The 24522-nt window shown below is 58.0% G+C and carries 21 protein-coding genes; 15 read left to right on the forward strand and 6 right to left on the reverse strand.

Annotation, left to right across the window (positions count from 1 at the left end):
* Positions 1-133 precede the first annotated feature (133 nt).
* The 3 genes from G6L01_RS19900 to G6L01_RS19910 form a co-directional block, all read right to left on the reverse strand.
* A complete protein-coding gene (locus tag G6L01_RS19900; protein ID WP_070165328.1) occupies positions 134-682 on the reverse strand; it encodes a flavin reductase family protein in 549 nt (182 codons plus the stop codon).
* A gap of 311 nt (positions 683-993) precedes the next feature.
* Complete coding sequence (locus tag G6L01_RS19905; RefSeq protein WP_070165329.1) at positions 994-2166, reverse strand: acyl-CoA dehydrogenase family protein; 1173 nt, start codon at positions 2164-2166, stop codon at positions 994-996.
* Positions 2167-2338: 172 nt separating this feature from the next.
* On the reverse strand, positions 2339-3250 hold the full coding sequence (locus G6L01_RS19910; protein WP_060717337.1) for a LysR family transcriptional regulator: 912 nt from the start codon (positions 3248-3250) through the stop codon (positions 2339-2341).
* A gap of 220 nt (positions 3251-3470) precedes the next feature.
* Here G6L01_RS19910 and G6L01_RS19915 point away from each other — a divergent pair, with 220 nt between their 5' ends.
* The 3 genes from G6L01_RS19915 to G6L01_RS19925 all read left to right on the forward strand — a co-directional run bounded on the left by G6L01_RS19915 (position 3471) and on the right by G6L01_RS19925 (position 8898).
* Positions 3471-4268 carry an alpha/beta hydrolase fold domain-containing protein gene (locus G6L01_RS19915; protein WP_070165684.1) on the forward strand — a complete coding sequence of 266 codons (798 nt, stop codon included), beginning with the start codon at positions 3471-3473 and terminating at the stop codon, positions 4266-4268.
* Between the two features lie 58 nt (positions 4269-4326).
* Positions 4327-5517: an efflux RND transporter periplasmic adaptor subunit gene (locus tag G6L01_RS19920; RefSeq protein WP_070165330.1), complete on the forward strand. Its 1191-nt coding sequence runs from the start codon at positions 4327-4329 to the stop codon at positions 5515-5517.
* Positions 5518-5697: 180 nt separating this feature from the next.
* The gene (locus G6L01_RS19925) at positions 5698-8898 is read left to right on the forward strand and encodes an efflux RND transporter permease subunit (protein WP_070165331.1); all 3201 of its coding nucleotides are present in this window, start codon (positions 5698-5700) and stop codon (positions 8896-8898) included.
* 110 nt (positions 8899-9008) lie between these two features.
* On the opposite strand, the gene G6L01_RS19930 is transcribed toward G6L01_RS19925, so the two are convergent.
* The gene (locus G6L01_RS19930) at positions 9009-9965 is read right to left on the reverse strand and encodes a LysR substrate-binding domain-containing protein (protein ID WP_070165332.1); all 957 of its coding nucleotides are present in this window, start codon (positions 9963-9965) and stop codon (positions 9009-9011) included.
* Between the two features lie 231 nt (positions 9966-10196).
* Here G6L01_RS19930 and G6L01_RS19935 point away from each other — a divergent pair, with 231 nt between their 5' ends.
* The 10 genes from G6L01_RS19935 (at position 10197) to G6L01_RS19980 (ending at position 19079) form a co-directional block, all read left to right on the forward strand.
* Positions 10197-11369: an alpha/beta hydrolase family protein gene (locus G6L01_RS19935; protein WP_070165333.1), complete on the forward strand. Its 1173-nt coding sequence runs from the start codon at positions 10197-10199 to the stop codon at positions 11367-11369.
* Positions 11366-12046 (forward strand): EthD domain-containing protein, encoded by a 681-nt coding sequence (locus G6L01_RS19940; RefSeq protein ID WP_070165334.1) that lies wholly within the window; start codon positions 11366-11368, stop codon positions 12044-12046. Before G6L01_RS19935 ends, G6L01_RS19940 begins: the two co-directional genes overlap by 4 nt.
* 32 nt (positions 12047-12078) lie before the next feature.
* Entirely contained in the window at positions 12079-13026 is a 948-nt protein-coding gene (locus G6L01_RS19945; protein WP_070165335.1) for a VOC family protein, read from the forward strand.
* A gap of 17 nt (positions 13027-13043) precedes the next feature.
* Complete coding sequence (locus G6L01_RS19950) at positions 13044-13403, forward strand: Rieske (2Fe-2S) protein (protein ID WP_070165336.1); 360 nt, start codon at positions 13044-13046, stop codon at positions 13401-13403.
* Between the two features lie 2 nt (positions 13404-13405).
* Positions 13406-14536, forward strand: a complete 1131-nt coding sequence (locus G6L01_RS19955; RefSeq protein ID WP_070165337.1) for an FAD-dependent oxidoreductase — start codon at positions 13406-13408, stop codon at positions 14534-14536.
* A 136-nt stretch (positions 14537-14672) separates the two neighbouring features.
* Positions 14673-15791 (forward strand): MFS transporter, encoded by a 1119-nt coding sequence (locus G6L01_RS19960; protein WP_071205718.1) that lies wholly within the window; start codon positions 14673-14675, stop codon positions 15789-15791.
* Complete coding sequence (locus G6L01_RS19965; protein ID WP_070165339.1) at positions 15788-16369, forward strand: cupin domain-containing protein; 582 nt, start codon at positions 15788-15790, stop codon at positions 16367-16369. The genes G6L01_RS19960 and G6L01_RS19965 overlap by 4 nt, the downstream gene beginning before the upstream one ends.
* A gap of 39 nt (positions 16370-16408) precedes the next feature.
* Positions 16409-17386, forward strand: coding sequence for a fumarylacetoacetate hydrolase family protein (locus tag G6L01_RS19970; protein WP_070165340.1), 978 nt, complete (start codon positions 16409-16411; stop codon positions 17384-17386).
* Positions 17386-18306 (forward strand): NAD-dependent epimerase/dehydratase family protein, encoded by a 921-nt coding sequence (locus tag G6L01_RS19975; RefSeq protein ID WP_070165341.1) that lies wholly within the window; start codon positions 17386-17388, stop codon positions 18304-18306. The genes G6L01_RS19970 and G6L01_RS19975 overlap by 1 nt, the downstream gene beginning before the upstream one ends.
* Complete coding sequence (locus G6L01_RS19980; RefSeq protein WP_070165342.1) at positions 18303-19079, forward strand: cyclase family protein; 777 nt, start codon at positions 18303-18305, stop codon at positions 19077-19079. The genes G6L01_RS19975 and G6L01_RS19980 overlap by 4 nt, the downstream gene beginning before the upstream one ends.
* A gap of 225 nt (positions 19080-19304) precedes the next feature.
* Here G6L01_RS19980 and G6L01_RS19985 read toward each other — a convergent pair whose 3' ends face one another.
* The gene (locus G6L01_RS19985) at positions 19305-20615 is read right to left on the reverse strand and encodes an ABC transporter ATP-binding protein (protein ID WP_070165686.1); all 1311 of its coding nucleotides are present in this window, start codon (positions 20613-20615) and stop codon (positions 19305-19307) included.
* 81 nt (positions 20616-20696) lie between these two features.
* The gene (locus G6L01_RS19990; RefSeq protein WP_070165343.1) at positions 20697-22430 is read right to left on the reverse strand and encodes an ABC transporter permease; all 1734 of its coding nucleotides are present in this window, start codon (positions 22428-22430) and stop codon (positions 20697-20699) included.
* A 340-nt stretch (positions 22431-22770) separates the two neighbouring features.
* Between G6L01_RS19990 and G6L01_RS19995 the strand changes: the two genes are divergently transcribed.
* On the forward strand, positions 22771-23841 hold the full coding sequence (locus G6L01_RS19995; protein WP_070165344.1) for a sensor histidine kinase: 1071 nt from the start codon (positions 22771-22773) through the stop codon (positions 23839-23841).
* A complete protein-coding gene (locus tag G6L01_RS20000; protein ID WP_139190111.1) occupies positions 23838-24476 on the forward strand; it encodes a response regulator transcription factor in 639 nt (212 codons plus the stop codon). The genes G6L01_RS19995 and G6L01_RS20000 overlap by 4 nt, the downstream gene beginning before the upstream one ends.
* Positions 24477-24522 lie beyond the last annotated feature (46 nt).

Consider the following 24522-nt stretch of genomic DNA (forward strand, 5'->3'; position numbering starts at 1 on the left):
TAAGGGTAAAATTATGCGGCGAATATAAAGCGCTACGGCGGACCTCCAGTATGAAACATGTCCGTCAAATACAAAAATCAGCCTGCCGGATCTGAATAATCCGGCAGGCTGATTTTTTGTTTTGGCCGAAAAGTCAGCCCAAAATCGGTGTGAAATTGCCGTAACGGCCGTTCTGATAGGCCAGTGGGTTTCCTTCGCCGAGCTGGATCGAAATGACCCGGCCAATGATGATGCCGTGGCTATGGCGGTCGATGATCTCTTCCACTTCGCAGTCGATTGCGGCGAGCGCACCGACCAGCAGCGATGCGCCGCTAGGCCCAACCAGCCAGTTTGACCCGTCATAGCGGGCCTCTCCCTTCAGCCCCCCAACGCCGGCAAAACGATTGGCGACAGGCTCGTCATGGCTGGCAAGGATGTTGAGGCCGAAATGACCGTATTTCCGGATCACCGGATAGCTGGAAGATGTCCGGTTGATATTGACGATAACCGTTGGAGGATCGACCGACAAAGCCGTGGCGGAGGTGACGGTTGCACCCGTGCGCTCTGCCCCCTGGCCCGCCGTGATCACCGAAACCTGGCCGCTGACGTGGCGCATTGCCGATTTCAGCAGACCCGGCTCGACGGAAGGCTGCGGATAGGCCGTAGCGTTGGCGTCCTTGCGCGGCATGGTGAGGATCGTCATGAGCAATCTCCAAATGGCTGTCTGTTTCTGACTGTCAAAATGGAATCTTACGGCTCTTTTGTCAAAGTAATCCATAATTTTAATAGATTATATTATGAGAAGAAAATTCTAAAAAATGGCGGTCTTCTGCATTCCCTAACCCGTAAACATGTCAATGCTACCACGCAGTCGTTATAATGTGCCATAAACGCGAGACCCTATCCGGTTCACGCTGAACCAGATGGGCTCTTATGTCTCTTGGTTTCGTTTGTCTTAGGAAAAGCCGGAGACCACTTTTCCTAAGCCAAACTCTGGCAGCATTCATCGATAAGTCATCCGTTGGAATCATCATCTGAAAAGCCGCTCAAGCCAAGTGTGCCCTTGCGCAAAAGCGAAACGATGATACCGGCGTCAGCGCTTTGGAACTCGGCTACGCCAAGAGGCGCGGTTGCATGCGCAAAGCGTGGGTCCGCTGCGACAGAATGAGCGATTGTCGAAGCTTCCAAGGCGGCTGCATTGGCTGCCGATGCGATCAGGAAGGCGGTATGTCGATGCCGGTCCTGTGTGCCGATCTGGGCGGCATCAATGGCGCTGGCGGCTTTTTCGATTACGGCTTCGGCTGTTGCCAATCGCAGGGCGGCATCAGCGATGGCGCCGGTTTTTGATGGGTCAAAATCGGCTTCGAACGTGTCATGTGGCAGATGAGAGGGGGCCAATACCGGGTTTCCGAACAATTGGCCGAATGCGGCTTTGCCTCTCCCCAGTTCCACCGCTGCCTGCAAGAGAAGATCCATGGCCTGAGGCACATCCGGCCCCTGTGCCGGACGCCGGGCCTGCAATTGCGCGTCCTTTTCGCCTCTCTGGTCACGAAATAGCACCGGTTCACCCCGATCCGGCTGGCTTTTGTCTGAAAGGGAATTGGCGATCGGCGTTATCGCCGCCGCTGCGGCGGGGAAAAACAGATGGGCCGGCTCTTCAGCCTGATCATGGACGGACACTATGATCCAGTCGGCAGAGGTGGCATTCGGCGAAGCCATGCCGGTGCCATTCAATGACCAGCCAAGTCCATTATAGGAAAGGTGCAGGCCGCTGTCTTTCTGGCCTGCCGCAGACGGCGCTTTGACGCGCGCTAAGCGCATGCCTGCCAGTGCGGCAGCAAAGAAATAGGATTTCTGTGCTTCGCTGCCATGGCTGCGTAACAATTCCAATGCACTATAATGACCGGCAAGCATGGCCCCTAGGGTGGGACAAGCCTTTGCCAGGACACAGCAAATGGTCGATAACAACACATTTGAAACGTCGATCCCGCCATAATCGGTCGAGACGGAAATGCCGAGAAGCCCTGACCTCAGCAGATGGTCGAGGATTGCTTTTTGATAGGACCCGTCATCTGCTGGTTCTGCGCTTTCGGCCAGTATATGCGCGGCGCCTAGGGCTTCGTCCTCGGCTTTGATGAAGGCAACTGGTCTAGCCAGTCGGTCGAAAACGGGCGAGAATGTTCCCATGACGGCATCTCCCTTTTGTCTCGATTTCGAAATTCCGGGCCAGTGAGGTATCTTGCCGCTTCACGAGAGCCGCAGCCCGCCAAACAGGTGGGCAATAAACGATATTATCATATCGATAGATTTTGTATAGTTTCCTTTTCAAAGGGTTGTGGGCGTCTGTGACGTCGTTGTTTCAGCCCTCATTGAGCCTGGCTTCGAGCAACAGTTTTACCAGCCAATCCACGAAGACCCGGACCTTGTTGCTCAAATGCCGGTTCGGCGGATAGACGATGTAGAGAGGAAGCGGCTCACGCCTCCAGTCTGCCAGCACCTGCACCAATTCGCCTGATGCGATGAGGCTGGCGGCCATGAACCGGGGAATTGGCGCAATGCCGAGGCCGTTCTGGGCGCAGGTCATATAGGTGCGGCTATCGTTGACAGACACGATGTAGCGGGCGCTGATTTCCAGCTCTTCTTTGTCCTTTTTGAACGTGAACGGCATTTTCCGGCTATTGTTGCTGCTGAAATAGTTCACGCAATAGTGGTGGTTTTCCAGCTCGCGCGGATGGGCCGGGATGCCGAATTTTTCGATATAGCGGGGGGCGACGCAGGTGATCATTTCCACGTCGCAAACCCGTCTGGCGATCAGTGACTGATCGGACGGCGTGCCAGCCCGCAAGGCGCAATCGACGTTTTCGGCAAGATAATCGACCATCCGGTCGCTGACGCCGAGATCGATGTGCATATCTGGAAATTTCTGATGAAAGTCGCAGAGGGACGGCACGACGATCCAGTCGGAAAAGGCACCGGACATTTCGACACGCAAGCGCCCGCGGGGTGTGCTTTGCGCATTGGAAAGACTTTCGTCCAGCTCAGCCAGTTCCGAAACGATCTGGACCGCTCGCTCATAATACAAGGCCCCGTCCGTGGTTACCATGACGCGGCGGGTGGTCCGGTTGAGCAGTTTGGTTTGCAAATGGGCTTCCAACCCCTGGATGAGATTGGTGACCGTCGCCTTTGGCATATCAAGCCGTTCAGCCGCTCGGGTAAAATTGCCGGTTTCCACCACGCGAATGAAGGCGCGCATTGCCGAGAGCTGGTCCATGGGAGTTGGCCTTGTTGATGTGCGTTGCACTATTATTCGAAAATCCGAACAGTGTTGTAAGAAAACGCCAGCTTGTTCCTATTGGCGAATAACAATAGATTTTAACTGAAATTGCAAGCGTGCATATCCTATCTCGTCTCGGGGGCTGCTGGTCAGACCAGGGAAAATTAGAGGCCCCGAACGTCGGGGCTTAAGGAAAGTTGAAGCAATGTCGGTGCCAATGCCGGTGCAAGTGAAAGATATGGTGCTGGACAAGGTGGCCGTCGGGCCGGTGTCGGCGCGTGTCTATCAGGGTGCCGAATATGGCAAGGGGCCGCCGGTCGTGTTGTTTTTTCATGGTGGTGCCTTCATGGCATCCGGCGTGGTGGACAGTTCGGTGGCGGCCTGTCTGGCGAGGACCGGCGCTATCGTGGTGGTGCCGGACTACAATGCGCCGCTTGGGCCAGTCTTCCCCAGTCCGCTTGAGGTGGGTTTTTCGATCTTCTCCTATCTCGCCAATAAGCGTGCCGGGCTTGGCGACCGTAAATCGCTGCTGTTGCTGGCAGGCGTGGAGGCGGGTGGTAATATTGCCGCCAGCGTCGCGCTGAAGGCGCGGGATCATTTCGCTGACCAACTTGACGGCCAGATCCTGCTGTCGCCGCTGCTCGATCCATTCATGGGGACGGCTTCCATTCGTGAAGCTGAAGCCATCGGCATGCGGGAGCGCTGGGCGGAAGGCTGGAGCCGCTATCTCAGCGGTGGCGGATGCCATCCTTATGCGGCACCTTGCCTCTGTTCGCGTCTCACAGGCGTTGCACCCGCCTTGGTTTTGAGCGCTGAGGACGATCCTTTGCGCGATGAAAGCCTTGGGTTCGCGCAAAGCCTGAAACAGGCCGGCGTTAAAACCTGTAGCCAGATCCTGCCTTCGGGTAAGGGTTGGTCATCTATCTATGGCGGCAAACAGATCCATGCATCGACATGGGAGCCTGAGCTTGAAAGCCAGTTCGAAGACTTCGTTAAACAGATCAACATTCGCTAGAATGTCGTGAAACCTGAATGAACAATGGCGGCCTGTGGGGGCCGCAAGGAGATTGCCAATGTCATCCAGAAAACAACGCTGGGCCCTTATGGGCGCCGGCCTGGGCCTTGTTGTGTCCATTTCAGCTGTATCCGTGGTTCTTCAATTGCCGATGAGTGTTGCGGCAACGGCGGCCTCGGTGGCTGCACCGGCTCCTGCCGTGCCGGTCACGGTTTCCAAGGTTTCCAGCCGGAATTTCACCCATTGGGAGCTGTTTTCCGGCCGTCTCGAGGCCGTTGAACGCGTCGATGTGCGGCCACGGGTCGGCGGAGCCATCCAATCCGTCCATTTCCGTGAGGGCGCGCTGGTCAAGGCAGGCGATCTGCTGTTCACCATCGATCCCGCCCCTTATCAGGCCGCTGTTGATCAGGCGGAAGGCCAGTTTGCTTCAGCCGAAGCCAAGGTCGATCTTGCCAGGATCGAACTGGACCGCGGCTTGAAACTATCGGGCAACAGCACGATTTCGCAAAGCGATATGGACCAGCGTCGCAATAGCTTTACCCAGGCTCAAGCGGCCATGGGAACCGCCAGAGCACAGCTGCAATCGGCTCAACTGGAGCTGGATTATACTCAGGTGCGCGCGCCGGTCTCCGGTCGCGTTGGTAAGCTAGAGGTTACGGCTGGCAATCTGGTGGCCTCGGGGTCGTCTTCTTCCGTCTTGACCACACTGGTGTCTGTCGACCCGATCTATGCCAGCTTCAATGTCAGCGAACAGCTGGTGGCCAAGGCTCTGTCGCAACTGCCGCAAACCGGAGCTGCCTTGGCCGACATCGACCGCATCCCCGTTGAAATCGGTACTTTGGCCGATGATGGCACGCCGATCAAAGGCAAGCTGCAATTGATCAACAACCAGGTCGATGCCGCCAGCGGTACGATTGGCGTGCGCGCCGTCTTCGACAATCCGGGCGGCAGGCTTATTCCTGGCCAGTTCGTGCGGGTGCGCATGGGCCAACCAGTGCCGGAAAACAAGATCCTGGTCAGCGAACGGGCAATTGGCACCGATCAGGACAAGAAATTCGTTTTCGTTGTCGATGGCGATAACAAGGTGAATTACCGCCAGATCCAGCTGGGCGCCGTGGCCGAAGGCCAGCGTGTGGTGGAAAGCGGGCTTGCTCCTGGCGATACGATTGTCGTCAACGGCCTGCAACGCATCAAACCGGGCGCAATCGTTGCGCCGCAGCCGGAAGAAAAGCTCGCGGCGTCGAAGTAAGCATAGTCTCCGCATCGACCTGATGCCTCGTCCGTAAGCTGCGAACACTCGTCAGGTCCAATATCCTCCCGGCAGCAAAGGCCGCCGGGCAGGACTGTCATATCCATATCCACCGTTTGTCGGACGAAACATCGCTTTTGTCCGAGGGCGGAGTTGTTTCACGCCGGAGAGGGCTTTGAAATGAACATTTCCCGATTTTTTGTCGACCGCCCGGTGTTTGCCGGGGTGCTGTCGGTGCTGATCGTCGTGGCCGGATTGATCGGCATGCGGTCGCTGCCGATTTCCGAATATCCCGATGTCGTGCCGCCGTCGATTGTCGTGCGCGCCACCTATCCTGGCGCCAATCCGAAGGTGATTGCCGAAACCGTGGCGACGCCGCTGGAAGAACAGATCAACGGCGTCGAGGGCATGCTTTATATGTCGAGCCAGGCGACCTCGGACGGCGTGATGACGCTGACCGTGACCTTCAAGCTCGGCACCGACCCTGATCAGGCCCAGCAATTGGTGCAGAACCGGGTGTCGCAGGCCGAGCCGCGTCTGCCGGAAGAGGTCAAGAGCCTCGGCGTGACCACGGTCAAAAGCTCTCCCGATCTGATGATGGTCGTCAACCTGATCTCTCCAGACAATCGCTATGACATTACCTACCTGCGCAATTACGGCGTCCTGAACATCAAGGATCGGCTGGCGCGGATTGCGGGCGTCGGTCAGGTGCAGATCTTCGGCTCCGGCGATTATTCCATGCGTATCTGGATCGATCCGCAGCAGGCGGCAGAGCACGGACTGGCGGCCAGCGATATTACCACCGCCATCCGCGCCCAGAATGTCCAGGCCGCAGCCGGGATCATCGGTGGGTCGCCAAGCCTGCCGGGGGTTGATGTACAGCTGAATGTCAACGCCCAGGGGCGGCTGCAAACGCCAGAGGATTTTGGCAATATCATCGTCAAAAGCGGTGCAAATGGCCAGATTACCCGATTGCGCGATGTTGCCCGCGTCGAGCTTGGCGCTTCCGATTACGCGCTCCGCTCCCTGCTGGACAGCAAGGCTGCAGTCGCCATTCCGGTCTTTCAGGCGCCGGGCTCCAATGCCATCACCATTTCCGATGAAGTGGTGAGGACCATGGATGAGCTGCAATTGGCGATGCCTGAAGGCGTGAAATACGAAATTGTCTACGACACCACCAAATTCGTCCGCTCTTCCATCGAAAAAGTGGTCGATACCCTACTGGAAGCTGTGGCGCTGGTCGTGCTGGTCGTCATCCTCTTCCTCCAGACCTGGCGGGCGTCGATCATTCCGCTGATCGCGGTTCCGGTGTCGATCATCGGCACATTTGCCGTGATGTATGCCTTTGGCTTTTCCATCAACGCACTCAGCCTGTTCGGCCTGGTTCTGGCCATCGGCATCGTGGTGGATGATGCCATCGTCGTTGTCGAAAATGTCGAGCGCAATATCGAAAATGGCCTGTCGCCGCGTCAGGCGACCTACCGTGCCATGAAGGAAGTGTCGGGGCCGATTATCGCCATTGCCCTGGTTCTGGTGGCGGTATTCGTGCCGCTGGCCTTCATTTCCGGTCTGTCGGGCCAGTTCTATCGCCAGTTCGCCTTGACCATCGCCATCTCGACCGTGATCTCGGCGCTGAATTCGCTGACCCTGTCACCGGCGCTTGCCGCTCTGCTTCTGAAGGGCCATCATGCCCCGAAGGACCGGCTGACGCGCGGCCTGGATTTTCTGCTGGGCTGGTTTTTCCGAGGCTTCAACCGGGTGTTCGGCGCTGGCTCCCATGCCTACGGGAAAAGCGTCGGTGGCTTGCTGTCACGCAAAAGCATCGTCATGGTCGTTTATCTCGCCCTGGCCGGTGCCACTTATGGCCTGTTCAATGCCGTGCCGGGCGGATTCGTGCCAGCACAGGACAAGCAATATCTGATCGGCTTTGCCCAGTTGCCGGATGCTGCCAGCCTTGACCGCACGGAAGATGTGATCAAGCGGATGAGCGACATTGCACTTGCCCAGCCGGGCGTGGCTCACGCCATCGCCTTTCCGGGCCTGTCGATCAATGGTTTCACCAATTCCTCCAATGCTGGCATTGTCTTCGTCACCCTGAAGGATTTCGACGAGCGCAAGACGCCTGATCTGTCCGGTGGGGCGATTGCCATGCAGTTGAACCAGAAGTTTTCCTCCATCCAGGATGCCTTCATCGCCATGTTCCCGCCGCCGCCCGTCCAGGGTCTCGGCACGACTGGCGGTTTCAAGCTGCAATTGGAAGATCGGGCGGGACTGGGGTATCAGGCGCTGGATGAAGCCACCAAGGCTGTGCTGGCCAAGGCCTACCAGACTCCGGAGCTGACCGGCCTGTTTTCCAGCTTCCAGATCAATGTGCCGCAGCTCTATGCCGATCTTGATCGCGCCAAGGCCGAACAACTCGGTGTCTCCGTCACCGATGTGTTCCAGACCCTGCAAATCTATCTGGGTTCGCTCTACGTCAATGACTTCAATGCTTTTGGGCGCACATACAGCGTTCGCGCCCAGGCCGATGCAAAATTTCGGGCCACGTCCGACAATATCGGTCAGTTGAAGGTGCGCTCGGCATCGGGCCAGATGATCCCGCTGTCTGCTCTGCTGCGGGTTGATCCGACCACGGGGCCGGAACGCACCAACCGCTATAACGGCTTTCTGGCTGCCGACATCAATGGCGGCCCAGCACCCGGCTTCTCGTCCGGCCAGGCCCAGGCGGCAATCGAAAAGATCACAGCCGACGTCTTGCCGAAAGGCATCGGCTACGAATGGACCGATCTGACCTATCAGCAGATCCTGGCGGGAAGCTCAGGCTTCCTGGTGTTTCCACTGGCTTTGCTTCTGGTCTATCTTGTGCTTGCCGCGCAATATGAAAGCTTGACCCTGCCTTTGGCTATCATCATGATCGTGCCGATGGGGGTATTGGCGGCGCTGACCGGGATCTGGCTGACCGGAGGAGACAATAATATCTTCACCCAGATCGGCCTGATTGTTCTTGTCGGGCTCTCGGCCAAAAACGCGATCCTGATCGTCGAATTTGCGCGGGAGCTGGAATTTGAAGGCAGGACACCGGTTCAGGCGGCTGTTGAGGCCAGCCGGTTGCGTCTACGTCCGATCCTGATGACCTCCATGGCCTTCATCATGGGCGTCGTTCCGCTGGTCACCTCAACCGGTGCCGGGGCCGAAATGCGCGCGGCCATGGGTATTGCGGTGTTTTCCGGCATGATTGGCGTGACGTTCTTCGGCATTTTCATGACGCCGGTCTTTTACGTGCTGATCCGCAAACTGGCCGGCAATCGTCCGCTGGTGCAGCATGTCAACGATGACCATGATCAGGACAATGACAGGCCAATGCGTATGGCGGCCGAATAAAAGAAGGGTCATTCGAGACTTGGTATAAGGCAAACGATGTGCCGTTGCGCTTTTGAGGCGCAGCGGCACTTCACTGTTTATCCTCTATTTTTACGGCTCGACGACAGCGCTTAGCCGGAAACCATGTCATGCTCCCTGTCCCGGTCGGGTTCCACTTTTCCCTGGCAAACCCTCGCTGCTGCCTCGTGCATCTGGGATCGGAACCAGACCAGTGCGGGATCGCGAGTGCGATAGCTATGCCATTGAAGGCACTGTTGTAATGGTGGCAGAGGGAAAGGCGGGTCCATGATGCGGATACCGCCCAGATTGAGCATGCATTCCGCCAGGCTGCGCTGAACCATGGCAATGCGTTCCGAGCCACGGATAAGGAAGGGCAGGGACGCAAAGGAAAAGGTCGAAATCTCCACCTTGATCTTCAGGCCGAGCTTGTCGCAGGCGCGCTGGGCAAAGGTCTCGCCACCATTGGGCGGCTGCATCACCACATGACCTGCGGCAAGAAAATCATTTTCCGTCATAGGCCCTTCGGCCAGCGGCCCGTCCGCATCCACCACGCAACAGATCTGGTCTTCCAGAAAAGGCTCGGATGGATGATTGGTCGAGCAAAAGTCGCTTGGCGCCACCAGAAGATCCGCTTCTCCGCGCTCAAGAAGGAGATGGGGATAGTTCTGTTGTGGCTGGAAATGGATTTGCACACCTGGGGCCAGCGCCGACACCTGTCGCAAAAACGGCGGTATGATCGTGTTGAGCGTATAGTCGGACACGATGAGGTTGATGCTGCGGGTTGATTCATGAGGAATGAAGGACGGCGTCGACACAACGGCGGCCTCGATGCGCACGATTATGTCGCGCAAGGGCAGTTCCAATGAGGCGGCGAGCGGTGACAATTCCATGGATCGCCCGACCTGAATCAAAAGCGGATCGTCGAAATAATCGCGCAGGCGCCCAAGGGCATTGCTCATCGCCGATTGGGTGATGAACATTTCGTCTGCGGCCCGGCTGACATTGCGAACCCTGATCAGCGTGTCGAGCGCCACCAGAAGATTAAGGTCCAGATTCTTAAAGCGCATGATTATCCCCCTCCCAAGGAATTCCTCGAATGACCAGCCAAACTATCGGTCGATCTATCGTTTGATGTATTTATTTTAAAAATACAGATCATTCATCAATGCAATTTGTAAACGATTTTTTCTTGGGTACATCTTGGTGCCGGGAGGATTTATCGTTGCCTGGTCTTGATGCTGGCAGCGCTGGTCTCCCATCGCCTAAATCGCCCGAGGAAGCGAGTTCGAGGAGACCCGATGTTCAAGTATTTTCCGACCAATTATGTCTGGAACCTGTCTGTTGATCTATCAATCGAGATGGGTGCCCGGATGGGCGAGATCGAAGAAATGTGCGCCCCGTTGCAGGACGCGGCCAAAGCGCCTGATGCAGCCGGCACTCAAGCGTTCCGCGAGACCTGGATCAAGATGGCGGACAAGCTGGTGTCCCTCGCCGAGGAAGACGAAGCCAAGGGCCGGTTGATTTCTGCGGGTGACAAATTGATCCGTGCCGCCAATTACATGCTGACTGCGGAACGTCTGCTGGCCCATGGTTCCGAGGGCCGGGTAGCCTTGTATCAGCGCGTTCTGGATGCGTTCGAAAAGGGCTTGAAACTGTCCGGCTCATCCTGTCGCCGGGTAGAAATTCCCTATGAGGGCAAGCATCTTTCTGCTCTTTACGTACCCGCCGAAGGCGTCGAAGGTGCCGCACCGCTTCTGGTCCAGGTCAATGGTCTCGACAGTACCAAGGAAATGAAGTTTTTGGTTGGGTTGCCGGTCTGGCTTGCCAAGCGCGGCGTCGCTTCGCTGATCGTCGATCAGCCAGGGACGGGGGAAGCCCTTCGCCTGCAAGGACTGACGGCCCGCTACGACAGCGAGCATTGGGCAAGCCGTGTGGTCGATTGGCTGGAGGACCGGCCGGATATCGATGCCAAGCGGATTGGCATGGAAGGGGTGTCGCTTGGCGGTTACTATTGTCCCCGCGCGGTCGCCTTCGAGCCGCGCTTTGCCTGCGGTGTTGCCTGGGGTGCCAATCACGATTGGCGCGATGTTCAGAAAAAGCGTCTCGCCCGTGAGGGCAATCTCCCCGTTCCGCATTACTGGGGCCACGTCATGTGGGTCTGGGGCGCCAAGGATATGGACGACTTCATGGAGATTGCTGAGAAGGTTCATCTCAATGGCATTCTCGACCGGATTCATGCGCCTTTCCTTGTCACCCATGGTGAAAAAGACAGCCAGATTCCTCTTCAATGGGCTCATGCCACCTATGATCAGCTGGTCAATAGTCCCAACCGCGAACTGAAGATTTTCGACGAGCGTACCGGTGGCGTCCAGCATTCCAGCTTCGACAATTCGGCAAATGCCGGTGCCTATATTGCCGATTGGGTGGCGGAGGTCCTGGGTGGACGCATCGCAGTCAGGAAAAACCCATGACCATTAAACTCATGATCTGTGGACGCCGTCGGCTGGGCCAAACGCTTACCGAACATCGCGCACATATGAAGGACCATCACGGCAAGCTCGTGCTGGATTATATCGCGCTTGATCCGGTGAAAGCACCGCAGCGCTATGTTCAAAATCATGCTTTCGATGGTGTCTATTTTGGCGGTACGCCGCAGGTCAAGGCATTGTCGATTGGTCTGGATTTCGTCACCGAGGTCTGGGCTCAGGATCTGGCAGGGTTGAAGGCGTCACGCGAGACGCCGTTCTATCTGCAATATCTACAGCCCGACGAGCCGGAAATGGTCGATGACGCCACTCTGATCGGCACGCCTTGCTCGGAAGAAATAATCATTCCGGTGCAATCGCGCGAAGGTGCTGTGAAGGTATTCCTGGCCTGGTTTGGTGAAAAGCCGCATGCAAGCGCTGTTACGGATGTGATCAATACGGTCTCTCACGGGTTGCTTGGATATTGCCGCAACACCCCGCTGTTTCCCGGCCCGGTCACAGCCATCGACGAATACTGGCTGCCGAATGAGGCTGCCGGTGTCGCTTTCGCAACAGCCTGCCGCGACGCCATCAGCGGACTTCGCCTCGGCGATACCGGCTTTAGCCTGACCATTGCCCGCGAATACGTTCTCCACGCCGGTCACGTAGACCTCGCCAAATAAAAGCCAGACGTCATGAAAGAAAGGAATGTCCCATGAACATCATTGGACCCGATTATCTTGTCTTTGGTGTCGATAATGTCGCCGCCAGTTGCGAGTATCTTACGGCTTTCGGCTTGAAGCCGGTTGATGTGACGGATGCCGGTGGGCTGTTCGAAGCTTTGGACGGCACGGGCGTTATCGTTCGCCATAAGTCCGATCCGTCCCTTCCGCCGCCGTTGCCGACCTCGAACATGTTGCGCCAGCAGGTATATGGGGTGCGCACAGCCGAAGATCTGGATGCGATCGAAGCAGAGTTGTCCAAGGACCGCCGCGTCACGCGACTGTCCAACGGGTCGATCGAAGTGAAGGATAGTCATGGCTTCGAGCTCAAGTTCCAGGTGTCGATCCGCCGGAAACTCGACATGCCAGCCGAAAAGATCAACGCGCCCGGCGCACCCGCCCAGCGCAAACCGAATGAAATCGGCGTTTGGGAAGACATGCCGGCACTGCCACGGTCGCTCAGCCATGTGGTGTTGTTCGTACCCGACATCCAGGTCGCAACCGAGTTTTATTGTGATCGCCTCGGCTTCGTCGTCACCGATACATTGAGCGGAGCAGGTCCGTTCCTGCGGCCCAAGGCCAATGACGATCATCACACACTCTTCTTCATTCGCACGCCGGATTACATGAAAGGCTGTGAGCATCTTGCCTTCCATATGGGTGGCCCGACGGAGTTGATGGTTGCGGGAACGCGCTTTGTCAAAAAGGGCTATCAGAGTTTCTGGGGGCCTGGCCGCCACAAGTTCGGATCGAACTGGTTCTGGTATTTCAACAGCCCCCTTGGCTGTCACTTCGAATACGACGCCGACATGGACAAGCACGACGATACATGGGTGGGCCGCGACGTGCCGATCAGTGCCGAGGCGTCTCAGCTCTTCCTGTTCGAAATGCGCGAGAAGTGGATGCCCGGTGGCGGTCCGCCTCCCGGTGCCAAGTCCTGACGTGATGGAAAGAGGCCATGTCATCCCGACAATTCCTCTGCCGACAGGACGCCGTTGGCGAGGGTGAGGCTAAAGGTTTCGGCCCGCTTGAAGGCTTCCGTCGCAAGATCATCGTGGTCAGACGCGACGGCAAGCTCCATGCCTGGCTCGATGCTTGCCCGCATTATTCCAGTGGAACGCCGATGGCCTGGAAGACGGATGCTTATTTCAACGGCGAGAAAACGCATCTCGCCTGCCATTCCCATGGCGCCTTGTTCGATTTGGAGACGGGAGAATGTGTGCTTGGCCCCTGCCTGGGGCAAGGACTGACACGGGTGGATATTGCAGTGGGTGAGGAAGGCGAGGTTTTCGCTTTGGTAACTGCGGAGGAGGAGTGAACATGAATTCGGGTATCAAGAAGATCCTGATTATCGGCGGTGGATTTTCGGGAATGACGGCGGCACTTCAGCTGTCGCGAGAGGGGTTTGAGGTCGATCTCGTGGAGATCGATGCAGGATGGCGCTCCTATGGGGCAGGCATCAGCCTGCACGGCTCGACGCTCAGGGTGCTGCGCCAACTCGGCCTCCTGGATCGCTTCATGGAGGAGGGTTATGCCAGTGACGGCGTGCAATTGCGCGGGCCTGATGATGCCGTGCTCTTTACACTGCCAACCCCCCGGGTGGCTGGCGACGATATTCCCGGTGGCGGCGGCATCATGCGCCCGGCGCTTGCCAAAATCCTGTCAGAGGCTGTGCGGGCTTCAACAGCCAAGATTCGCCTGGGCGTGACATTTACCGATATCGTCCAGAGCGAAGACGGAGCACAGGTCAGCTTTAGCGACGGCAGTTCAGACCGATTCGATCTTGTCGTTGGGGCGGACGGGCTGTTTTCCGCTGTTCGTTCCAAAACCTTTCCCCATGCGCCAAAGCCCCGTTTCATCGGCCAGTCGGTCTGGCGCGCCGTTTTGCCAAGACCGGAGGAACTGGAAACCATCACGATGTGGATGGGTCCGAAACTCAAGGTCGGTTTGAATGGCGTCAACAAAAGCCAGGCCTATCTGTTCCTGACCGAAGATCGCCCCACCAATGATTTCGTGGCTCCGGAACTGTTCGTCGAGACCCTGCGCGGCTTGCTGGAGCGTTTTGCCTCGCCGATCATCCGAGGAATTGCTGCGCAATTGTCAGCTGAGCACAAGATCATTTACCGGCCACTGGAACAGATGTTGTTGCCCCGTCCATGGTTTCAGGGGCGGGTGGTTCTGATCGGCGACGCCGTTCACGCCACGACACCGCATCTGGCCGCCGGTGCCTGTATCGGTATCGAGGATGCCATGGTGCTGGCCGAGGAACTGGTGAAGGGCAGCGATATCGATGGTGCGCTTGCCACTTTCGAGGCACGGCGCTGGGAGCGGTGTCGGATGGTGGTCGAGAACTCGGGTCGTCTGGCCGATATCGAGATCCATGGCGGCAGCCGTGAAGAGCATGCCTCGATCATGAAAGTTTCGATGAAAACCCTGGCGGAAGCGATCTGACCTCGGGGATTATCGAGCATGGTAGTCAATACTAAAATTAATTAAATAGTTGATTTTATGTAATTATTTTCGACGGCGTTCCGATTGGGAGATCGGACGCGTTTGTCGGCGCATGAAAACAACCGGAGGAGATGGAATGTCAGGACAGAAATTTGGAGTGGCCGGGTCGATTGCGCTCGTCATCGGTCACTTCTCGGGCATGCTTGACTTGATTGCTCTTCCCGTCTGGGTTGGTGCGCTTGTCGAACGCTTCGGGTTCAGCCCGCAGCAGGCGGGCGGTATCGTCACCTTGTTCCTGGTCGGTGCAGTGGTTGCGAGCCTTATTGTCGCGCCTCGTTTCAACCAGATGAACCAAAGGCTCTGGGCCTCCATGGGTTTTGCCGTTGCCGCTGCCGCTTTTTGGGGCGCATCGAGACAGACGGCTTTTGTGCCGCTTGCGCTTTTGCATCTGACCGCCGGTGTCGCGGTCGGCACGGCCCTTTCGATGGTGCATGGAACTATAGGGCAAGCGGCCAATCCGCACCGGCTATACGCCATGGCTGGCATAGCGCTTGGGCTTTTCGCCATTGTTTTGCTGGCAGCCATACCGCAGCTGTTGATCGTCTATGGTGGCTCTGTTCTTTTCTATGTATTCACCGGCATCATGGTGATTGCCGCCCTCAGCTGTGCGTTTCTGTTTCGCAATCCCGTCCATGCCGTTGTGCCAGAAAAAAAGCCCTTTAGCCGGGCAATGTGGTTCACAATCTTTGGCATCAGCATTCTGACCTTCAACCAGTCCATGGTGTTTTCCTTCGTCGAAGTCATCGGTAAATCGCGCGGGTTTTCCGCAGAGAGCGTGCTGGCCGTTCTCATCGCGCTGGGCTTCGTCAATTTCATATTGCCATCTCCGCTGGCTGCTTTTTTGCAGACGCGCGTCTCCGCCACGACCGTGACCCAGATTGGACCGGCGGTACAGGTCATCCTGGCGATCATCGTGACCTCGGTGACCATTTTTCCGGTCTGGGCGGTTGCGGCCTCCCTGTTTGTCTCCGTGCAGATCTTCACCCATAACTTCGCGTTCGGCCGCCTTGCAAAACTCGATCCGACCGGACGTGCCGTTGCAGCGACCCCAGCGATGCTGATGGTGGGTGCCGCACTTGGGCCGATTGTCGGCGGTGCATTGGGTGAAAATTTTGGCTTCGCGGCGCTGGGCGTGACGGCCGTGGCGGTCGGCGCTGCATCTATCGGCTTCTTTACCAAGGCGAAAACAGCATGACACAATTTCCTGACATTACCCGTATCGTCACCGGCCATGCGAGCGATGGCCGCTCCATCCTCAGCGAAGTCGGACCTTTGCCCAAAGTGGTTGAAATCAATGCCATTCCCGGCACCATGTTTCACGAAGTGTGGGAGACTGGCGAAAGCCCTGCGCGGATCGATAATGGTGCCGATCCAACCCTCGGGCCTCTTATCCTTCCCCCTCCAGCTGGCGGAACGCGCATCCGTTTTGTCGATATTCCGCCGGATACCGAGGATTTTTTGAAAACCGGTGCAGAGCGAATGAATGTGGCCTTCGAGCAATTGGGCGACACAGCTGCATCGACGGTGGAGGAGCATTCCCCGCATCCGCTGATGCATCGCACGGAATCCGTTGATTACGGCGTTGTCATTGAAGGCGAGATGACCCTGGTCCTTGATGATGGTGAGGTGCTGTTAAAGCAAGGTTCCGTCGTTATCCAGCGCGGCACCAACCATGCCTGGGCCAATCGGTCCGGCAAGACGTGCCGTATGCTCTTCATCCTTGTCGCAGGGGTCTACGATCCCGCCATCACCGCAAGCCTTGCCGGACGATGATAGCCGGGTGCCACCAATAACAGCAGGAATGAGGTCATCATGAAGTTTGCAACCTATCACGATGGAAGCCGCGACGGCCAACTCTGGATCGTTTCGCGTGATTTGAAGCGGGCAGTTCCGGCAACCGGCATTGCGTTGTCCCTGCTTGCCGCGCTGGAAGATTGGGATGCCTTAGCTCCCCGCCTTCTCGAACTGTATGAACGGCTCAATGCAGGAGATGAACCCTTTGCCACCAGCTTCCAGCCGGAACGGTGTCTGGCGCCCTTGCCGCGGGCACCACAATGGCTGGATGCCTCCGCCTTCCTCAACCATGGCCGGTTGATGGATAAAGCTTTCGACAATCCGATCAACCCGGATTTTGAGACGGTACCCTTGATCTATCAGGGGGCAAGCGATGATTTTCGCGGTCCGCTGGCAGGCGTGGAGTTTCTTGACGACGCGCTGCTGATCGATATGGAAGGCGAGTTCGGCGTTATTCTTGCCGATGTGCCGATGGGCGTGACACCGGAAAATGCCATCGATCACGTCCGTCTGCTGGTACAGATCAACGACTGGTCGCTGCGCGCTCTTGGGCCGCGCGAAATGCGGGCGGGTTTCGGGTTTCTCCAGGCCAAACCATCGACGGCCTTTGCACCGGTCGCCATCACGCCGGACGAGATCGGGCCGCATTGGTCCAACGGTCGAGTTGGCCTGTCGTTGCATGTGGCGATCAACGGGCGGCGGGTTGGTGATGCGCATGGAAGCGAGATGCATTTTTCCTTCGGGGAATTGATCGCTCATTGCGCCCGCAGCCGGCGTTTATCAGCTGGAACCATTCTGGGTTCCGGCACGGTGTCCAATGCAGACCGTGCCGCCGGTTCATCCTGCATTTCCGAAATCCGGGTGATCGAGCTTCTGGATGAAGGCAAGGCGCGGACACCTTTTCTGACCTGGGGTGACCAGGTACGGATGGAGGCGCGGCTGCCGGATGGGACAACGCCTTTCGGGGTGATCGATCAGGCGGTGGTGAAGGCCTGATGCGTATTCTCGTCACCGGTGCTGATGGCTTTCTGGGGCGCGGGCTCGTGGCGCGGCTAGCATCGTCTTATGGTCAGGCAAAGCGGATCGTTGCCACCGACCGGGTCTTTGCCCAATCCGTCCCCGACGGGATCGAGGCCTTGGTCGGTGATCTCGGCGATTCCGGTTTTCTGCATACATTGCTGGAACCCGGTTTCGATCTTGTCTTCCATCTGGCCAGCGTTCCCGGAGGACTTGCCGAGCGCGAACAGGCGCTGGGGCATGGTGCAAACCTGCTGGCGCCGATTGCTTTGGCGCAAGGCGTGGCACTTCGCCAGCCCGGTGCCAGGCTGGTTTTTGCCTCTTCCATCGCCGTCTATGGTGCGCTTGGAGCGGCAACCGTCACGGCGCAGACGCTTGCCGCGCCGCAGCTGACCTATGGCGCCCACAAGTTGATGAGTGAAATCCTGTTGTCCGACATGACACGACGCGGTGCGCTTTCAGCCATCAGTCTGCGGTTTCCCGGCATTGTCGCACGGCCTGCGACCGATAGCGGGCATGGTTCGGCCTTTATGAGCCTGCTTTTCCACCGGATTGCTGCTGGGGAAGCCTATGGCTGTCCGGTTCCGGCCAGCAGCACCTGCTGGTGGGTGTCGCGTCAGGCGGCGGTGGATATGCTGCTGCATTCAGCTGAGCTGAAGGATAGCGCCGTAACCGTTGTCCAGCCGCCGGTGCTGTTTGCAACGGCTGGCGAGGTGGCCACGGCGGTCGCCCGTCATGTGGGTAAAACCGCAGTGGTCGAATGGGGCGAGGATGACACGCTCCGCCGCCTGTTTGGTGCCATGCCGCCACTTGATGCTGCTACGGCGTTGGCGGCGGGATTCAAGGCCGATGCCGATCTCGATGCGCTTGCCAAAGCCGCACTTTCAGGAGAGCCATGATGAAGATTATCGATCTGTCCGTTGCTATCGAAAACGATGTTCCCGCCGATCCGCCGGGTCTTGGTCCCAAAATCACCTACACGAACCATGCGGAAGGCTCGGAAGAGGTTTTGCGCTTCTTCCCTGGCCTCGACATGGCCGATGTCCCCGGTGGGGAGGGTTGGGCCGTGGAACAGTTGAACCTGACCGCCCATGCCGGTACGCATCTTGATGCGCCCTGGCATTTCGCATCCACGATGAATAATGGTGACCGCGCCTGGACCATTGATGAAGTGCCGCTCGATTGGTGCATCCGCCCGGGTGTGAAGCTGGATCTGCGGCATTTGCCGGATGGCTCAATCGCAACGGCAACCGATCTTCAGTCAGCCTTGGCAGTGGCCGGTCATACGCTTCAGCCTTTCGATGTGGTGCTGGTCAATACCGCTGCCGGTGCAGCCTATGGGCGACCGGATTACCTGGGCCGTGGCTGTGGCATCGGACGTGAGGCAACCCATTGGCTGATGGCGCAAGGCGTTCATATCGCTGGAACCGACGCCTGGTCCTGGGATGCGCCCTTTCCGGTCACGGCCAAACGGTTTGCGGAAACCAGGGATGCAGGATTGATCTGGGAAGGCCATAAAGCCGCCCGCGAAGGCATTTTCCTGCATATGGAAAAACTGACACGGCTGGAGGAATTGCCCGGCTCCGGCTTCACCGTCTCCTGCCTGCCAGTGAAGATCAAGGGCGGCTCGGCGGGCTGGTGCCGTGCCGTGGCGATTTTCCCGGAGGGTTAACAGTCTATCCAAGAATTGCCGCTGGCCGTCTGCAAATGGCAATTTCTGCGCTTCCAGTGCTCACGTACTTTAAGTACGCTCCGCGCCGGTTCTCGAAATCACCATTTTCGCCAGGCCAACAGCAATTCTTGAACAGACTGTAAGACAATTTCGTCGTATGCCAATCTGCTGCGCCCGCCGTTATAAAAAACACGGGCGCAGCGTTTCAAATCGTAGCTGTTCAGCCTATTCCGGGTTTTCCAGGCTGAACATTTCGGTGCGTTCGTCATAGGCGAACAATTCGGCATAGCGCGCCCAGGAAACGATGGTCTTCAAGGTATCGTCGGCGTAGGATTCGCTCATGTAATCCTCCAGCTCGTTGCGGAACCGCGCTGCCGGTGCGGTGTGGCTTGGGCGTTCATCCAGAACCCGGCGGATCAGGCCCATCAGCGGCACATAGCTGACCAGATGCTCGGCAAACAGTTTCTTGCGGGCATCGGTTTCCAGATGGGCAAAGCGCGTTCCGGCCTCGGTCAGCACCAGATCGCCTTCGCTCAGATGGGCAAAGCGCAAAAGCTGGAGCGCTTCGCCAAGATGAAACAGCTCATCGGCCTCCAGTTGCAACTGTCCGGCCAGTACCGGAAGATCGGCGCGGCCATGATAGGGTGCGCCTGCGAGCGCTTCGATCAGGCCCGACAGGATATTGGTCGAAACCGGCTCCAGTACCATGCCCATGCCGGTGCCGGGAATACCATCCATGGCGGGCAGGCGCGGTTCGGCGCGCGCTGTCATCAGCGCGTAGATGCTGTCCACGAGCTGGCGGAACACCGGGTCAAGCCGGTTGCGCGGATGCGGCAGATCGACCTTCAATTCGCGCGCTACCCGGCCTGGGTTGGAGGAAAACACCAGGATGCGGTCGCACATAAGCACCGCTTCCTCGATATTGTGGGTAACGATCAGCACGGATTTGATTGGCAGACGGCCTTCGATCCACAGATCGATCATGTCGGTGCGCAGGGTTTCGGCGGTTAGTACGTCGAGGGCGGAAAAGGGCTCATCCATTAACAGCAGATCAGGATGGACCACCAGGGCGCGGGCAAAGCCGACGCGCTGGCGCATGCCGCCGGACAGCTCTTTCGGATAGGCGTTTTCAAACCCGTCGAGGCCGATCAGGTCGATGGCGGCCAATGCAAGCGAGCGGCGCTCAGTGCGGTCGACGCCCTTGGCTTCCAGACCGAGTTCGACATTCTGAAGTACGGTCAGCCAGGGAAACAGGGCGAAGGACTGGAAGACCATCGAGATGCCGGGCGGTGGCCCATCGATTTCGGTGCCGCGATAGCGGGCGCTGCCCGAAGACGGTGACAGCAAGCCGGCAATGATGCGCAGCAACGTCGATTTTCCGGAGCCGGAGCGGCCGAGCAGGCCGACGATTTCGCCTTCCTTGATGGCGAGATCGACATTTTCGAGCACGACAACATCATTGCCGCTGGCCTTGGGAAAGGAACGGGAGACCTGGGCGATATCGATCAGCGGGGACTTCGTGATAAGATCAAGCATGGGAACAATCCTTTTGTCGGATGACATCATGTCTGTGGTGTTTGGGAATGCCGAAACATTCGCGATTGATGGTTGATGGTATCAGCCCAGGCGCAGGCGGCTTTCGCCATAGGCATAGAGCGGGCGCCAGACCAGCCGGTTGAACAGCGTCACGAAGGTACACATGACGATGATGCCGAGCACGACCCGTGGGAAATCACCTGCCGTCGTCGCATTGGCGATGTAGGAGCCAAGGCCCGGCGTGGTCAGTTGGGTGTCGCCCCAGCTTGCCACTTCTGCGACGATGCTGGCATTCCAGGAGCCGCCCGATGCCGTGATGGCGCCGGTGATGTAATAGGGGAAGATGCCGGGCAGGATGACCTTGAACCACCAGCGCCAGCCGGTGATGTGGAAACTGCGGGCCGCTTCCTTGAGATCGCTTGGAAAGGCGCTGGCACCGGCGATCACGTTGAACAGGATGTACCATTGCGTCCCGAGGATCATTAGCGGGCTCAGCCAGATATCGGCATTGAGACCGAAATGCACGATCACCACCACGAACACCGGAAAGGCGATATTGGCAGGGAAGGCCGCCAGGAACTGGGCAAGCGGCTGGACCTTTTCCGAGAGTTTCGGACGCAGGCCGATCCACACCCCGACCGGCACCCAGACCAAGGTTGCGATGGCCATCAGCACGATGACACGCAACAGGGTAATGGAGCCGTAGAGGATAACGGTCGGTATTTCCGACCAGCCGATGCTGGCACGCAGATAATCGAAGCTGATATAGGCGGCCCATGCGGCCATGCCCGCAATGATGGCAATCCAGATCCAGTCGATGGCGCGTGATGTGGCGGGGCTGGCAACCTTGGAGCCGAGGCTTGGCAGTTTCGGCAGGCGCAGGGTCCAGACCTGACGAGCCAGCCAGTTCAGCGGAGCGACCAGCAGGCGGGTGACGCGGGCCTTGCGAAACAGGTCGAGCATCCAGGAACTGGGAGCGACGCCCGAGGCCGTGGTTTCGAAACGAAACTTGTCAGCCCAGGCCACCAGCGGACGGAACATCAACTGGTCATACAGCAGGATAATGGCCAGCATGGCGATGACAGCATAGAACACCGCGAGGATATCCTGTTGCTTGATGGCCAAAGCAACGTAAGAACCGATCCCCGGCAGGGTGATCGTGGTGTTGCCGACGGTAATGGCTTCAGATGCGACCACGAAGAACCAGCCGCCGGACATCGACATCATGGTGTTCCAGACCAGGCCAGGCATGGCAAAGGGCACGTCAAGCCGCCAGAAGCGCTGCCAGCCGCTCAGCTGGAAGCTACGGGTGGCTTCTTCCAGATCCTTCGGCTGGCTGCGCATCGACTGATACATGCTGAAGGTCATGTTCCAGGCCTGGCTGGTGAAGATCGCAAACACCGATGCCAGTTCCGCACCGATGACCCGTCCGGGAAACAGGTTGAGGAAGAAGGTGACCGTAAAGGTCAGGAAGCCGAGAATCGGTACCGATTGCAGGATGTCGAGGACCGGGATCATCACCATTTCGGCGCGGCGGCTCTTGGCGGCAACCGAAGCATAGATCAGCGTGAACACCAGCGAAAACAGGATAGCTGCCAGCATGCGTAGAATGGTGCGCAGCGCATAGATCGGCAGATTGGTGGGATCGAGCGACATCGGAGCGGCATCGAGCACCGATAGCGGAACGGTCGTCACCCGCTCACCATAGGCAAACAGCACGATGACGCCGATAATCAGTAGCAGCGCCATCAAGTCCCAATGGTTCGGAAGATGGGAGCGGCGGATGGCAAGCGGAGCGAATTTTGGATGGATCATGGGACGGGCCTATATTTCGCGAAGCGTCACAGGGAGGGATGACACTGCAATTTTAGGGGTAGTCTATTTTGGGCTGGCAATTTCAGGCTGGACGGCTTGATCCGTAGATCCCCGAAGCGCCTGATAATCCTATAGAATGGTGCGCGACCTCGTGCCACCGCGCTTAAGGAAAGGCAGACAAGGCTTAGGCATAGGCAAGATATACTTTTGTATATTCAGCCCTGCGGGACTGTCGCTGCGGCGCTTTCCTGCGTAATTTGGAGTGGGCCGATCCGGCCCTCGATGTTTTGCGAGAGGGCGTCTACCTTTTGCGCAAAGAAACAGCCATGGCCACTGAAGGATGAAACACATTCTGTTTTCGCAGCACCAGAACCGGCCAAAACTCAGGGCGGTGTTTATCCTGTTCCTGCTAGTCTGTATTTTTGCTGCCGATACGATCACCAATTTCGAGATCGCTTTTGCGGTGTTTTATATCGCGGTCATTCTGATCGCTATCGGCTTCCTGTCGATGCGCGGCGTCGTCGCGCTGGCCATGATCTGTATTGGTCTGACGGTGCTCAGCCTGTTCCTGACCCGGCGCGGATCGTTCGAATCCGGGCTGCTGAATTGCGGCATCAGCACGTGTGCTATTGGGGTGACGACCTATCTCGCCTTGAAAATCGTTGCCGCCCAGGCGGCTATTTATGATGCGCAGGCGCAGTTTTCCCGCATGGCGCGGCTGACACGGCTGGGTGAGTTGACCGCCTCGATAGCCCATGAGGTCAATCAGCCGCTGGCTGCCGTGGCCACCAGTGCCGATGCCTGCCGCCGCTGGCTCGATCATACGCCGCCCAATCTGGATCGCGCCCGTCAGGCGGCGGAGCGGATCGTCGGCGAGGTGAAACGTGCCAGCGATGTCATCGTGCGGGTCCGGCGGCTGGCCAGGAGCGAACCGCCGCAACGCGAAAGCTTCGACCTCAATGCGGCAACGACCGAGGCCATCGGCTTGGCCGAACACGAACTTGAGCGCAACAGCATCGCCCTTGAGATGGCCCTTGCGGACGATCTGCCGCCGGTGCTGGCCGATCGTATCCAGATCCAGCAGGTGATCGGCAATCTCCTGCTCAATGCCATCGAGGCCATGGCGGCTGTTCCCAGTTTCAAACGGGAGCTTTTGGTCTCGACCTTTCTCGATGGCGATGACAGGATCGTGCTTGCCGTCGCCGATTCCGGTCCCGGCATGAAACAATCGACGCTGGATCATCTGTTCGAAGCGTTCTGGACAACCAAGGAAAGCGGCATGGGCATCGGCCTTGCCATCAGCCGCTCCATCATTGAGGCGCATGGTGGACGTATTTCCGTGACGTCGGCGCATCGCATGGGCACGGTCGTTCAATTCAGCCTGCCCCTAAGCGAAGAGAATAAGGCATGATGGCCAACCCACCGCACCAGGATGAACATGAGCCGGTTGTCTATGTGATCGATGATGACGCCTCGGTGCGCGCCGCCTTGGAGGATCTGCTTGCCTCCGTCGGCCTTGCGGTTTGCGCCTATGGGTCCACCCAGGAATTCATGGCGACGCCGCTTGCCAATGCGCCCGGGTGTCTGGTGCTTGATGTACGGATGCCTGGGCAGAGCGGCCTTGAGTTTCACCAGCAGATGGCGAAACTGGGTATACGGCTGCCGGTGATTTTCATCACCGGTCATGGTGATATCCCCATGTCGGTCAAGGCGATGAAAAATGGCGCTATCGAGTTCCTGACCAAACCGTTTCGCGACCAGGATCTGCTGGACGCAATTCAGCAAGGCATCGAAAATGACCGCGCGCAGCGACGGCTGGATCACCTGTCCTCTGGCCTGCGGGAGTTATGGCAAACGCTGACGCCGGGCGAGCGGGAGGTCATGGAACTCGTTGTCCAGGGGCGTCTCAACAAACAGATTGCCGGGGATCTCGGTGTCAGTGAAATCACCGTCAAGGTTCGCCGCGCCCAGTTGATGCGCAAACTCAATGCCAAATCCGTTGCCGATCTGGTGCGGATCTGGGATCGGCTTGCGGTGCCGGATTGAGAGGATAGCGCCGCGCACTCAAGATGCACGGCGCTATTATTAGCAA

The sequence above is a fragment of the Agrobacterium vitis genome (genome assembly GCF_013337045.2).
In the GTDB taxonomy this organism is placed as follows: Bacteria; Pseudomonadota; Alphaproteobacteria; order Rhizobiales; family Rhizobiaceae; genus Allorhizobium; species Allorhizobium vitis_B.